The sequence below is a fragment of the Streptomyces sp. NPDC058198 genome (assembly GCF_042882605.1).
Classification (GTDB): domain Bacteria; phylum Actinomycetota; class Actinomycetes; order Streptomycetales; family Streptomycetaceae; genus Streptomyces.
Genome location: NZ_JBHVVP010000004.1, coordinates 84,410 through 97,469 on the forward strand (window position 1 = coordinate 84,410; position 13,060 = coordinate 97,469).

The 13,060-nt window shown below is 69.9% G+C and carries 10 protein-coding genes and 1 riboswitch; of the genes, 2 read left to right on the plus strand and 8 right to left on the minus strand.

Annotated features, from left to right (window positions below; genetic code table 11):
• Window positions 1–299: 299 nt before the first annotated feature.
• A complete protein-coding gene (locus tag ACFVWW_RS16495) occupies window positions 300–1,112 on the plus strand; it encodes an ABC transporter ATP-binding protein (protein ID WP_384187470.1) in 813 nt (270 codons plus the stop codon).
• A gap of 116 nt (window positions 1,113–1,228) precedes the next feature.
• Window positions 1,229–3,763, plus strand: coding sequence for an ABC transporter permease (locus tag ACFVWW_RS16500; RefSeq protein WP_386879154.1), 2,535 nt, complete (start codon window positions 1,229–1,231; stop codon window positions 3,761–3,763).
• 123 nt (window positions 3,764–3,886) lie between these two features.
• On the opposite strand, the gene ACFVWW_RS16505 is transcribed toward ACFVWW_RS16500, so the two are convergent.
• The 8 genes from ACFVWW_RS16505 to ACFVWW_RS16540 all read right to left on the minus strand — a co-directional run bounded on the left by ACFVWW_RS16505 (window position 3,887) and on the right by ACFVWW_RS16540 (window position 13,034).
• The gene (locus ACFVWW_RS16505) at window positions 3,887–5,185 is read right to left on the minus strand and encodes a class I SAM-dependent methyltransferase (RefSeq protein WP_384333662.1); all 1,299 of its coding nucleotides are present in this window, start codon (window positions 5,183–5,185) and stop codon (window positions 3,887–3,889) included.
• A gap of 346 nt (window positions 5,186–5,531) precedes the next feature.
• Window positions 5,532–6,917 carry an NAD(P)/FAD-dependent oxidoreductase gene (locus ACFVWW_RS16510; protein ID WP_384187351.1) on the minus strand — a complete coding sequence of 462 codons (1,386 nt, stop codon included), beginning with the start codon at window positions 6,915–6,917 and terminating at the stop codon, window positions 5,532–5,534.
• A 319-nt stretch (window positions 6,918–7,236) separates the two neighbouring features.
• Window positions 7,237–8,202, minus strand: a complete 966-nt coding sequence (locus ACFVWW_RS16515) for an exopolyphosphatase (RefSeq protein ID WP_386879155.1) — start codon at window positions 8,200–8,202, stop codon at window positions 7,237–7,239.
• Window positions 8,199–8,789, minus strand: a complete 591-nt coding sequence (locus ACFVWW_RS16520; RefSeq protein WP_386879156.1) for a DUF501 domain-containing protein — start codon at window positions 8,787–8,789, stop codon at window positions 8,199–8,201. The genes ACFVWW_RS16515 and ACFVWW_RS16520 overlap by 4 nt, the downstream gene beginning before the upstream one ends.
• Window positions 8,790–8,841: 52 nt before the next feature.
• Window positions 8,842–9,315 (minus strand): septum formation initiator family protein, encoded by a 474-nt coding sequence (locus tag ACFVWW_RS16525; protein ID WP_384187342.1) that lies wholly within the window; start codon window positions 9,313–9,315, stop codon window positions 8,842–8,844.
• A 126-nt stretch (window positions 9,316–9,441) separates the two neighbouring features.
• Window positions 9,442–10,725, minus strand: coding sequence for a phosphopyruvate hydratase (gene eno, locus ACFVWW_RS16530; protein ID WP_384187339.1), 1,284 nt, complete (start codon window positions 10,723–10,725; stop codon window positions 9,442–9,444).
• A 251-nt stretch (window positions 10,726–10,976) separates the two neighbouring features.
• A complete protein-coding gene (locus tag ACFVWW_RS16535; protein ID WP_386879157.1) occupies window positions 10,977–11,663 on the minus strand; it encodes a transglycosylase family protein in 687 nt (228 codons plus the stop codon).
• Window positions 11,664–11,666: 3 nt separating this feature from the next.
• Window positions 11,667–11,840: riboswitch (cyclic di-AMP (ydaO/yuaA leader) on the minus strand.
• Window positions 11,841–12,104: 264 nt separating this feature from the next.
• The gene (locus ACFVWW_RS16540) at window positions 12,105–13,034 is read right to left on the minus strand and encodes a transglycosylase family protein (protein WP_386879158.1); all 930 of its coding nucleotides are present in this window, start codon (window positions 13,032–13,034) and stop codon (window positions 12,105–12,107) included.
• Window positions 13,035–13,060 lie beyond the last annotated feature (26 nt).

A 13,060-nucleotide genomic window follows, 5' to 3' on the forward strand; every position in this document is an offset into this window, starting at 1 on the left:
GCCCCGAATTCGCGGGCGGCTACCCGATGTTGTCTTATTTTATTGACGTCTGAGGGTGCGTCAGGGCACCTGACGGGCCATCGGCACATGCCGGGCGCGGGTGGTCATCTCATATCGAGGCGTGCGGGAATGACGAAAAGTCGCCGCCCGGTCACTCATTCGGCACCATCTGCCGGCGGCGAAGCGTCTCAGGGGTGGCGTCATACCCGAGGAGGAGAGCGTGCCCCGGTGGTCCGCCCCGAGGGGGCCCCGCGAACGGGCACCGGGAGGGACGACCGGGGGGACCGGCGGGCGTGACGATGGAGTGGTCCCCGCAGCGCGTCCGACAGGAGAGTTCTCCCGTGACCACCACCCAGATCGCCCACCGCGCAACCGCCGTGGCCGCCCGTGCCTCCGAGCTGTCGAAGGTCTACGGCCTGGGCGAGACCCAGGTGGTCGCCCTCGACCACGTCACTGTGGACTTCCGACAGGGCGAGTTCACCGCGATCATGGGCCCCTCCGGCTCCGGGAAGTCCACGCTGATGCACTGTGTGGCCGGCCTGGACAGCTTCAGCAGCGGGTCCGTACGGCTCGGTGAGACCGAACTCGGCACGCTCAAGGACAAACAGCTCACCCAGTTGCGCCGGGACAAGATCGGCTTCATCTTCCAGGCCTTCAATCTGCTGCCGACGCTGACGGCTCTGGAGAACATCACCCTTCCGATGGACATCGCGGGCCGCAAGCCCGACCAGCAGTGGCTGGACCAGGTCATCACGATGATCGGGCTGTCCGACCGGCTCAGCCACCGGCCGACCCAGCTCTCCGGCGGCCAGCAGCAGCGGGTCGCCGTCGCCCGCGCCCTGGCCTCGCAGCCGGAGATCATCTTCGGTGACGAGCCGACCGGGAACCTGGACTCCCGCTCGGGCGCCGAGGTGCTGGGCTTCCTGCGCAACTCCGTACGGGAGCTGGGGCAGACCGTCGTCATGGTGACGCACGACCCGGTGGCCGCCTCCTACGCGGACCGGGTGATCTTCCTCGCCGACGGCAGGATCGTCGACGAGATGGAGCGCCCCACCGCCGACGGTGTGCTCGACCGGATGAAGGCCTTCGACTCCAAGGGCCGTACGAGCTGAGGCGGTTGGACCCGAGGCCGTACGCGCTTGAGCCGTCCGCGGCCGAGCCGTCCGCGCCGGCGCTCCCGCCGCCCGCCCCTTCCGCCCGACCGGCACCTCTCACCAGGACTTCCACCATGTTCCGTACCGCCCTGCGCAATGTGCTCGCGCACAAGGCCAGGCTGCTGATGACCGTGCTCGCCGTGATGCTCGGCGTGGCCTTCGTCTCCGGCACCCTGGTCTTCACCGACACCCTCGGCAACGCCTTCCAGAACCAGTCGGCCAAGAGCTATAAGGACGTCGCCGTCGGCGTCACCTCGTACGACCCCCGCGACGCGGCCGACCCGAAGCTCGACCCCGGCATCAGCGCGCGGACCGTCGACACGATCCGGGCCGTCGACGGTGTCGCCTCCGTCACCAGCCGTGTCGACGGCTTCGCCGGCGTCGCCGGCCCGGACGGCAAGCTGATCGGCAGCGGCTGGTCCAACACCGGTTCCAACTTCGTGCCGGGCAAGGACGGCAAGGACCCCTCCTACACCTTCGCCGACGGCTCGGGGCCCACCAGGGACAGTCAGATCGCGCTCGACAAGGACTCCGCCGCCAAGGGGAAGTACCGGGTCGGCGACCAGGTGCGCGTCGCCACCAACGGGCCGGTGAAGGAGTACACCCTCACCGGTGTCTTCACCACCGAGGACGGCGCGGTCAACGCGGGCGGCAGCCTGGTCCTCTTCACCACGGACATCGCCCAGAAGCTCTATCTGGAGCCCGGCTTCTTCAAGGACCTCACGATCACCGCGGCGCCCGGCGCCTCCGACACGAAGATCCTCAGCGAGGTCAAGAGCCTGCTGCCGGAGAACGCCGAGGCGCAGACCGGGGCGCGGCTCGCCGCCGACCAGGCGACGCGGACCGAGCGGGGCCTTGAGAATCTCAACCAGATGCTGCTCGCCTTCGCGGCCATCGCGCTGTTCGTCGGAGTCTTCCTGATCTCCAACACCTTCACCATGCTGGTCGCCCAGCGCACCAGGGAGCTGGCGCTGCTGCGCGCCGTCGGCGCCTCCCGCCGCCAGGTCAAGCGCTCGGTGCTGGTCGAGGCCGGGCTGGTCGGGCTGATCGCCTCGGTGATCGGTTTCGTGCTCGGTGTCGGGCTGGCGATCGGACTGCGGTCCGCGATGGGCCAGTTCGGCGCGAGGGTGCCCGCGGGGCCGCTGGTGATCTCGCCGACCGCGATCGGCGCCGCTCTCGGCGTCGGTGTGCTGATCACCCTGCTCGCCGCCTGGCTGCCGGCCCGCAGGGCCGCGAAGATCCCGCCGGTGGCGGCGATGGGCAGCGCGCACGCCGTGCCCACCACCAAGTCGCTCGTCGTACGCAACTCCATCGGCGGCGGGCTGACCCTGATCGGCGCCGCCGGGATCTTCGCGGGCGCGGCGGCGGGGTCCGAAGGACGGCTGCTCATCGGCGTCGGCGCGTTCCTGGCGATGATCGGCATCATCGTGCTGATCCCGCTGCTGTCGCGTCCGGTCATCGCGCTGGTACGGCCGCTGCTGCACCGGGTCTTCGGGGTGTCCGGCAAGCTGGCGGGCCAGAACGCCGTGCGCAATCCGCGCCGTACCGGAGCCACCGCCTCGGCGCTGGCCATCGGCCTCACCCTGGTCACCGCGCTCTCGGTGCTCGGCGTCACGGTCGGTCAGGCCGTGGACAAGATGACCACGGACAACATCAGGGCCGACTACATGGTGACGATGGCGAGCGGCGGCGGGCTCGACCCGTCGGCGCTGACCGCGCTGGGCGAGGCGCCCGGCGTGAGCGCCCTCTCCGCGCAGCAGGCCACCGGCCTGAAGGTCAAGAACGAGTTCCACTCCGCTTCCGCGGTCACCCCCGGGGACATCGAGAAGGTCATCAGCCTCAGCACGGTCACCGGTTCGATGGACACGCTCGGCGAGGGCGGTATCGCGGTCGACGAGAAGACCGCGAAGTCCAACGGCTGGAAGGCCGGGGACACCCTGTCGGTGACGTACATGGACGGCAAGGCGGCCCGGCTGAAGGTCGGCGCCACCTACAAGGAGAACGAGTTCCTCTCGCCGGTGCTGATCTCGAAGGACCTGCTCGCCGCGCACGACTCCAAGCCGTACATCCGCGAGGTGTACGTGAAGACGGCCGGCGGCGCGAGCAAGGCCAATGAACAGGCCCTGGTGGACGCGCTGGGCAAGAATCCGGCGATCAGCGTCATGGACCACCAGGACATCAGGAACACGTACAGCGGCTTCATCAACACCGCGCTGAACATCATGTACGGCCTGCTGGCGATGGCCCTGCTCATCGCGGTCCTCGGGGTCGTCAACACCCTGGCGATGTCCGTCTTCGAGCGGCAGCAGGAGATCGGCATGCTGCGCGCGATCGGCCTGGACCGCCGCAAGGTCAAGCGGATGATCCGGCTGGAGGCCGTGGTGATCTCGGTCTTCGGCGCGGTGATCGGTGTCGCCCTCGGATCCTTCCTGGCCTGGGCGATCGGCCAGACCATCAAGTCCGGGATCCCGGGCTACGCGCTGGTCGTCCCGTGGGAGCGGATCGGGCTCTTCCTGGTGCTGGCCGGCCTGGTGGGGGTGCTGGCCGCCCTGTGGCCGGCCCGCAGCGCCGCGAAGCTGAACATGCTGACGGCGATCAAGACCGAGTAGGCCCTCTCCGGACCGCGATACAGACGCTACGCACCGTACGGACGAGAAGGGCCGGACCGTCCGTACGGGAAAGGGCCGGACCCCGCAGCGGGGTCCGGCCCTTCGTCTGTCACGCGCCGTACGTCAGCGGCCCCAGACGCGCGCTCGCGGCGGCATTCCCGACGCGCCGCTCTCCGGGGTCCGCACGGCCAGGACCTGATTGACACCGATCTTGTTGTGCTCGAAGGACAGCGCCGACGCCGCCATGTAGAGACGCCAGACGCGGGCGCGTCCGGCGGAGGTGCTGCGTACCGCCTCGGCCCAGTGCTCCTCCAGGTTGGTCACCCAGCGGCGCAGGGTCAGGGCGTAGTGCTCCCGGATCGACTCGACGTCACGGACCTCGAAGCCCGCCTCCTCCAGGGTCGCGACGGTCCTGCCGAGCGGCGCCAGCTCGCCGTCCGGGAAGACGTACGCGTCGATGAACTCGTCGATACGGTATTCGCCCTCGTCCTTCTCGGGGCGCCGGGCGATCTGGTGGTTGAGCAGCCGCCCGCCCGGCCTGAGAAGGGCGTAGAGGTCGTCGGCGTACTGCCGGTACTGGACCGAGCCGACGTGCTCGGCCATGCCGATGGAGGAAATCGCGTCGTACGGGCCGTCCCTGACGTCCCGGTAGTCCTGGACGCGGATCTCGATCCGGTCGGTGAGCCCCTCCTCCGCGATGCGCTTACGGGCGTACGCGGCCTGCTCCCTGGAGAGCGTGATCCCGGTGACCCGGGCGCCGTACTCGCGGGCGGCATGGATGGCCATCGAACCCCAGCCGCAGCCGACGTCCAGGAGTCGTACCCCCTCCTTCAGAGCGAGCTTGCGGCAGATCAGGTCGAGCTTGTCGCGCTGTGCGTCTTCGAGACTGAATCCGGGACCGGAGTCCCAGTAGGCGCACGAGTAGACCATGGAAGGCCCGAGCACCAGCTCGTAGAAGTCATTTCCCACGTCGTAGTGGTGGCTGATCGCCGCCTTGTCGCGGCGCTTGGTGTGCAGCGCGCCCTGCCGCCGCCGGATCTCCTCGGGGGGCGGGGCGGGCGGGGGCCAGGGGCCCGCGATCTGGATCAGGCCGCGGGCGGCGGCCCGCATGAGGGGGTCGCGTACGGGATGGACCGCGTCCTTGGCGTCCGCGCCGCGCTCCCAGATGAGTCCGGCGAGCCGGTCGAGCAGCGCGTACAGATCGCCGTCCACATCCATCTCACCGGCCACCCAGGCGCGCGCCAGGCCCAGTTCACCGGGCTTCCACAGGAGGCGGCGCAGCGCGCGGCGGTTGCGGATGATCAAGGTCGGGGCGTCCGGGGGGCCCGATTCACTGCCGTCCCAGGCACGGATACGGACCGGGAGCGGGGCTCCCAGCAACTCTTCGGCAAGAGTGGTCAGCCGCAGCGCGGCGTCGGCCATGGCGTACACCTCCGTGATGGTGGATTCCGGGCATGCTCAACACCACGTAAACACCGGACGCCTACCGATGCAGTCCCGGCGGTTCGCAATGGGACGGCAAAATACCTGCACTCACCACACACTTCCGTGGGGTGAGGGACCTCTGTGCCGGGGCCGCTCCCGGGGCGCCGCGCCGCGCGGGAGACCGGGTCCGGGGTCCGGACGGGGCGTCAGGGCCGTGCGGCGGGCGCCTGCCTGCTGGGCCGTCGGAGTCACCGGGCGTACGGCCGTCGGAGTCACCCGGGCATACGAGAGGGCCGCCCGCACCACGGATGGCGGGCGGCCCTCTCGGGGACAGCGGGCGGGGTCAGGAAGCCTTGGCCTTCTCCTGCGCCGGCCGGGCGGCGGCTGCCACCGGGGCGGGCTTGGCGGCCTCGTAGAACTCCTCACGCGGCGTCTGCATGGCGCCGAGCGAGACGACCTCGCGCTTGAGGAACATCGCGAGCGTCCAGTCGGCGAAGACACGGATCTTGCGGTTCCAGGTCGGCATGGCCATGCCGTGGTAGCCACGGTGCATGTACCAGGCCAGCCGGCCCTTGAGCTTGATCCGCACCTTGCCCATGACGATCATCGCAACGCCCTTGTGCAGGCCGAGACCGGCGACCGCACCCTTGTTGGCGTGGCTGTACTCCTTCTGCGGGAAGCCCCGCATACCGGAGATCACGTTGTCGCCGAGCAGCCGCGCCTGGCGCAGCGCGTGCTGGGCGTTCGGCGGGCACCAGGCGTTCTCGACACCGGCCCGGCGGGACGCCATGTCCGGGACCTGGGCGTTGTCGCCGGCGGCCCAGATGTAGTCGGTGCCCTGCACCTGGAGCTTCTCGCTGGTGTCCACGTGGCCACGGGGGCCGAGCGGCAGACCGTAGCGGGCGAGCGCCGGGTTCGGCTTGACGCCGGCCGTCCAGACGATGGTGTTGGAGTCGACCTGGAGGCCGTTGTTGAGCATCACGTGGCCGTCCACGCAGGAGTCCATACCGGTCTTCAGGTAGATCTCGACACCGCGGCCCTCAAGGTGCTCCTTGCCCCAGCTGCCCAGCTTCGGGCCGACCTCGGGAAGGATCTTGTCGGCGACATCCACGAGGATGAAGCGCATGTCCTCGCGCTTCACGTTCGTGTAGTACTTCGCGGCGTCGCGGGCCAGGTCCTCGACCTCACCGATGGTCTCCGCGCCGGCGAAGCCGCCGCCCACGAAGACGAAGGTCAGCGCCTTGCGGCGGACCTCCTCGTCGGTCGTCGAGTCGGCCTTGTCCAGCTGCTCCAGAACGTGGTTGCGCAGGCCGATGGCCTCCTCGATCCCCTTCATGCCGATGCCCTGCTCGGCGAGGCCGGGGATCGGGAAGGTACGGGAGACGGCGCCGAGCGCGACGATCAGGTAGTCGAAGGGCAGCTCGTAGGCCTCGCCGACGAGCGGCGCGACCGTGGCGACCTTGCGGTCCTGGTCAATGGTAGTGACCCGGCCGGTGAGCACCTCAGCCTTGGGCAGCACGCGTCGCAGCGGGACGACGACATGCCGGGGCGAGATGCTGCCGGCGGCAGCTTCGGGGAGGAAGGGCTGGTACGTCATGTACGAGCGAGGGTCGACGACCGTGACGGTCGCCTCCCCGTAGCGCATCTTCTTCAGAATGCGACGAGCTGCGTACAGGCCTACGTACCCACCGCCTACAACGAGGATCCTGGGACGCTCCGTGGTGCTCATGCCATCGAGTATCCACCCCGTTTGGAGGGGGTGCTCGTGAGCCCCTTCACAAGGTATTGGCCCCCTGGTGCTACACTGCGCGGCTCGCATGATCGAGATCACCTGCCCGCAGGGGAACCAGAGGGCACCCCGGGTCGTTGCCCACCCCTCGTGAGCTGGCCCTCCGCCCCTTCCGACGAGTGGACCAGACCCCCGATTCATACGGTCGTAACGCGCCCGGAACCACCCGTTATAAAGGCGCCGTCACCCTGCGAGGCCCCTGGACGGCCCCCGGGAACCGGAAGAGCGGCCAAGAGGGGTCTTTTCCTTGTGAAGAACTTCACGAAGTTTCTCGCGGAGGCTGCGCCGGGCGGCCCTGAGCGATGGACCAGGCGATCCCGTCGAGGATGTCGTGCTCGCTGACGACGACCTCCCGGGCTCCGGTCCGTTCCATGATCGAGAGCAGTACGAGCGCCCCCGCGCCGATGACGTCCACGCGTCCCGGATGCAGGACCGGGATCGCGGACCGCTCGTCGTGGGTGGCCGTGAGCAGGCGGCCGGTGATCTCCTCGACCTGCTCGAAGGAGATCCGGGAGTGGTGGATGGCGGCGGAGTCGTACGCGTCCAGTCCGAGCGCGATCCCGGCCACCGTGGTCACGGAACCGGCCAGCCCGACCAGGGTGCGCGGCTCGCGCAGCGGGACGGTCTCCTCGGCGAGGTCGAGGGCCGCCTCGATGTCGGCGCGTATCGCGGCGATCTGCGCGGGCGTGGGCGGGTCGCTGACGACCCCGTCCCGTACGAGATGCCGCTCGGTCAGCCGTACGCAGCCGATGTCCACGGACCGCGCGGCCCGCACCCGGTCCTCACCGACGACGAACTCGGTCGAGCCGCCGCCGATGTCCACGACCAGACAGCTGTCCTCGCCCGGCAGTTCCTTGGTGGCGCCGGTGAAGGAGAAGGCCGCCTCCTGGTCGCCGGTGATCACCTCGGGCTCCACACCCAGGATGTCCAGGACCCCGCGCACGAACTCGTCGCGGTTCTCCGCGTCGCGCGAGGCGGAGGTGGCCACGAAACGGATCCGCTCGGCGCCGAGCCACTTGATGACGGCGGCGTACTCACGGCAGGCGGCGAAGGTGCGTTCCAGCGCCTCGGGGGCGAGCCGGCCCGTCCTGTCCACGCCCTGACCGAGCCGGACAATCGTCATCCGCCGGTCGAGGTCGGTCAGTTCGCCCGTGTCGGGGTGCGCGTCGGCGACGAGCAGCCGGATGGAATTCGTCCCGCAGTCGATGGCGGCGACCCTGGTCATCCGGTGTCCCCCGCCCTGTCTTCTTCCTGGCCGTTCTCTTGCCGGCCGTCCTCTTCCGTACCGTGCTCTTCTTTGTAGGGCGTCACGCACGGGCCCTTGCTCCACCATTCGGGCAGCATCGCCAGCGCCTCGTCGCCCAGCGGGTTCACCCCGGGGCCTGCCGCCAGCGAGTGGCCGACCAGGACATGCAGGCACTTCACCCGGTCCGGCATGCCGCCCGCGCTGGGGAAGCCCTCCAGCACCTCGATGGCGTCCCGGCGCGCGAGGTAGTCCTCATGGGCCGCGCGGTACGCGGCGGCCAGCTCGGGATCGGTCGCGAGGCGCTCGGTCATCTCCTTCATGACGCCGTTCGCCTCCAGCGTGCCGATGGCCGAGGCCGCGCGCGGGCAGGTCAGGTAGTACGTCGTCGGGAAGGGGGTGCCGTCGGGAAGCCGCGGGGCGGTCTCGACCACGTCCGGCTGTCCGCAGGGGCAGCGGTGCGCGATGGCGCGCAGTCCGCGCGGCGGGCGGCCGAGCTGTTCCTTGAACGCCGCGACATCCGCCTCGGTGGGCTCGGTGCGTTCGGTCTGCGGAGGGGGCGTGTGCATGCCTGCCTTGGTTCTACAGAGTTCTACGGTCGGGTGGTTCTACGGTCGGGTGCTATCTGCCGGGGCGGTCGGCGTTGTCGACGCCGTCCAGGACGTTCGAGTACCAGGGACGGCCGGCCGTCCCCTGCTCCTCGCGCTCCTGCTTCACCGCTTCCGGGTCGATCATGGTGTAGCCGGTCTCGCCCGGCAGCTGATAGTGGAGATGCTCGCGGGCCAGCCGCTGGATGTACGCGTCGTCCTGGAGCCGCGCCTTCTCGTCGCGCAACTCCTCGACCCGCTGCTTCGCCTCGCGCGTCAGCCGCTGCTGGTCGGCGATCTCGTTGCGCTGCGACACGTACTGCCGCATCGGATACGCGAGCGCCACCACCAGGGTGCAGAGGATCAGGGCGAGGAAGGCCGCCCGGCCGGTGAGCCGGGAGCGGCGGTCCTGCCGGCGGTTCTGCGAGCGGTAGACGCGGGCAGCGGTCTGCTCGCCGAGCAGCCGCAGCCTGGTCGCGGTGGAGAACCGGTCCCGGTTCCCGGCCATGGCTCGCCTCCCCTGTCACGTGCGTACGTCCCCGACACGGTACGGGACCGCGGCCGGGGACGCTTCGCTACGCTCCGCCTTCGCGCCCTGTCACCTGTTCTGCGGGCGCGAGGCGGAGCTTCCTCACTACGCGGAGCGGAAGCGCGGGAACGCGCTGCGGCCGGCGTACACCGCGGCGTCGTCGAGGATCTCCTCGATGCGCAGCAGCTGGTTGTACTTGGCGACGCGCTCGGAGCGGGCCGGGGCGCCGGTCTTGATCTGGCCGCAGTTGGTGGCGACGGCGAGGTCGGCGATCGTGACGTCCTCGGTCTCACCGGAGCGGTGGGACATCATGCACTTGAAGCCGCTGCGCTGGGCCAGCTCGACGGCGTCCAGGGTCTCGGTCAGCGAACCGATCTGGTTGACCTTCACGAGCAGGGCGTTGGCGGAGCCCTCCTCGATACCGCGCGCCAGCCGCTCCGGGTTGGTGACGAACAGGTCGTCGCCGACGATCTGGACCTTGGCGCCGAGCTTGTCCGTGAGGACCTTCCAGCCGGCCCAGTCGTCCTCGAAGAGCGGGTCCTCGATGGAGACGAGCGGGTACGAGGCGACGAGCTCCTCGTAGTACTCGGTCATCTCGGCGGCCGAGCGGGACTTGCCCTCGAACGCGTACGAGCCGTCCTTGTAGAACTCGGACGCGGCGACGTCGAGCGCGAGCGCGATGTCCTTGCCGGGGGCGTAACCGGCTTCCTTGATGGCTTCGAGGATCAGGTCCAGCGCGGCCCGGTTGGAGTCCAGGTTCGGCGCGAAGCCGCCCTCGTCGCCGAGGCCGGTGGAGAGCCCCTTCTCCTTCAGGACCTTCTTGAGCGTGTGGTAGACCTCGGCGCCCCAGCGCAGCGCCTCGGAGAAGGACTCCGCGCCGATCGGGGCGATCATGAACTCCTGGATGTCCACGTTGGAGTCGGCGTGCGAGCCGCCGTTCAGGATGTTCATCATCGGAACGGGCAGCAGGTGCGCGTTCGGGCCGCCCAGGTAGCGGAAGAGCGGAAGGTCGGAGGCCTCGGAGGCGGCGTGCGCGACGGCGAGGGAGACGCCGAGGATGGCGTTGGCGCCGAGCGACGACTTGTCCGGGGTGGCGTCCAGGTCGAACATCGCCTGGTCGATCAGGCGCTGCTCGGTGGCGTCGTACCCGACCAGCTCCGGGCCGATCTGCTCGATGACGGCGAGGACGGCCTTCTCGACACCCTTGCCCTGGTAGCGGTTCTTGTCACCGTCGCGGAGCTCAAGGGCCTCGAACGCACCGGTGGAGGCACCGGAGGGGACAGCAGCACGACCCGTGCTGCCGTCGTCGAGGCCGACCTCGACCTCGACCGTGGGGTTGCCTCGGGAGTCAAGGATTTCCCGGGCTACGACGACGTCGATGGACGGCACGAGCATCTCCTTCTGGGATGTGACGCTTGAGTGCAGGGTCTTCTTGGCCTTGCGGCAAGAGCCTAACCGCTCGGGATCGTCGGCAGGCCGGTGCCCGCCCGCTGAGACCGTCCGGCCCTCGGAGGGCGGGGCGGACAGCGGAAACCCCGGCCCGGCGCGTACGGGGGAGAACGCGCCGGACCGGGGTGGTCGGGGGTCGGCCGGGCCGGCCGCCGGACCGGGGTGGTCGGGGCCGGCCGGGCCGGGACGGGTCAGCTCAGGTGGAGCAGCTGGCCCGGGTGGATGACGTCGGCGTCCTTGACGATGTCCTTGTTCAGCTCGAACAGCTTCTTCCAGCCACCCTTGACCTGGTGGGCACCGGCGATCTTGGAGAGGGTGTCGCCGGACTTGACCTTGTACTCGCCGTCGCCCTTCTCGACCGGGGCGGGACGGCTCTCGCCGCGCGAGGCGGCCTGCGCGTCACTACGGGCGGGCTGCTCCGGCTGGGGAGCGGGCTGCGCCTGCTCCTTCTGCTGGGGAGCGGGCTGCGCGGCGGAGTCGGCCGAGCCGCCGTCGTACGCGGCGTTGGACAGATTCACGCCGCAGCTGGGCCAGGCACCCTTGCCCTGGCCGGCCAGGACCTTCTCGGCGACGGCTATCTGCTGGGACTTGGAGGCCTGGTCGGCCCTGGCGGCGTAGGCGCTGCCGCCGTACGCGGCCCAGGTGGAGGTGGTGAACTGGAGGCCACCGTAAAAGCCGTTGCCGGTGTTGATGGACCAGTTGCCGCCGGACTCGCACTGGGCGACCTGGTCCCACTCGGACGGGGTCGCGGCGGAGGCGGACGTGGCACCGATCAGCGGGGCCGCGACGACGGCACCGGTCATGCCGGCGAGAGTGGCGTAGCGAACAGCCCTGGACGAGGACGGGCGACGGTGCTTGGCCTTGCTGGAACGCAGCATGGAGCTTCTCCTCACCGACGCCTACGAGGTCAGCTGTCGGGTTCGGGCCAAGTGAGTTGCCCGGCCGCGCGCTCTCGCACACGACTTCACCCCAAGCCGGTCGTCGGCCGTCTCTCGACAGCCGGGGCCGGCACGAACCTTTGGGTCCCCCGCTCCTGCCTTCGGCGCTTGACGCGACGATTACTCCCCCCGACCGACGGCAGGATTCGGCGTGACGGTCGACGAGGCCCGCGGTGCGAGCGGTTCAGACCGTAATCACAGGTCCACCGGATATCCAAAGGGGTGCATAGGTGAGAAAACGCCCTTATCCCCCGGCGGATCGCGGGCGTTTACGCAGGTGAGAGATCCAGTGAGTCAACGGACGGAGCAAAAGGCCCGAGTTGCGGCAAAGAGACCCTTGTCTCACTTGCACAGAAGCGGACATAGGGTCTCGAACTACCCCTACTTCACGCCGAGATCAAGGGTCTGGCCAGGGAGGATGAGGTCGGGGTCGGAGCCGACGGCGTCCTTGTTCGCCTCGTAGAGCGCGGTCCAGCCGCCGGGCACCTCCTGCTCGTCGGCGATGAGCCAGAGGCAGTCACCGGACTGGACGGTGTACGCACCATCCGCGCCGTCCGCCCCACCGTCGACGCCGTCCCCGTCGCGTGTCGATCCGTCACCTCGCGAGGCATGACGCCCCGATTCACGGTCTTCGCCCGAATTGCCCGGAGCGGACTCTTCCGGGGCCGCGTCGCCGCGGTGCTTGCCGGTGGCCGGATCCGTACGGTCCGCGCCCTCCGCGTCGGAGCCGTCGGAGCCGGAGCCGCCCGCGGACCCGGAGGGGGCCGGCTTGTCCGTCTGCTTCTCCGCGCCGTCCGAGGACGTGCCGTCCGAAGTGGACGGGGACTTGGACGGGGACTTGGACGGGGACGTGTCCGCCGGATCGGCGCTCCCTCTGTCCTTCGGGGTTCCTGACGCGTCGGGGGTGGCCCCCGGGTCGACGCCGGGCAGGGCGCCGTCGTCCGTCAGCCCCGAGATCGCCGCACAGCTGAGCCAGGCCGTCGGCCCCTGCGCGGCGAGCACCTTCTCGGCTATCGCGATCTGCTGGGAGCGGCTCGCGAGGTCGGCGCGGGCCGCGTAGTCCCCGCCGCCGAAGTCGTCCCAGGTCTCCTGCGAGATCTGCAGTCCGCCGTAGTAGCCGTTACCGAGGTCCGCGCTCCACATCCCGCCGCTCTCGCACTCGGCGACGTGATCCCAGGTGGTGGCATCGGCCGCGACGGCGCCGGTGGCACCGAGCAGCGGGATCGCGAGCGCCGATCCGGTCACCCCTGCCGCGACGATCAGGGCGGGGGCCTGGCGAGGTCGACGGTGCCGGCCGTTCGCGGAGCGCATGCGGTTGCCTTCCGTGAGACTGTCAG

Excerpts from the sequence above, each read along its gene's own strand:
- ACFVWW_RS16495 (WP_384187470.1), top strand. The coding sequence starts at position 300 with ATGGAGTGGTCCCCGCAGCGCGTCCGACAGGAGAGTTCTCCCGTGACC.
- ACFVWW_RS16500 (WP_386879154.1), top strand. The coding sequence starts at position 1,229 with ATGTTCCGTACCGCCCTGCGCAATGTGCTCGCGCACAAGGCCAGGCTG.
- ACFVWW_RS16505 (WP_384333662.1), bottom strand. The coding sequence starts at position 5,185 with ATGGCCGACGCCGCGCTGCGGCTGACCACTCTTGCCGAAGAGTTGCTG.
- ACFVWW_RS16510 (WP_384187351.1), bottom strand. The coding sequence starts at position 6,917 with ATGAGCACCACGGAGCGTCCCAGGATCCTCGTTGTAGGCGGTGGGTAC.
- ACFVWW_RS16515 (WP_386879155.1), bottom strand. The coding sequence starts at position 8,202 with ATGACCAGGGTCGCCGCCATCGACTGCGGGACGAATTCCATCCGGCTG.
- ACFVWW_RS16520 (WP_386879156.1), bottom strand. The coding sequence starts at position 8,789 with ATGCACACGCCCCCTCCGCAGACCGAACGCACCGAGCCCACCGAGGCG.
- ACFVWW_RS16525 (WP_384187342.1), bottom strand. The coding sequence starts at position 9,315 with ATGGCCGGGAACCGGGACCGGTTCTCCACCGCGACCAGGCTGCGGCTG.
- ACFVWW_RS16535 (WP_386879157.1), bottom strand. The coding sequence starts at position 11,663 with ATGCTGCGTTCCAGCAAGGCCAAGCACCGTCGCCCGTCCTCGTCCAGG.
- ACFVWW_RS16540 (WP_386879158.1), bottom strand. The coding sequence starts at position 13,034 with ATGCGCTCCGCGAACGGCCGGCACCGTCGACCTCGCCAGGCCCCCGCC.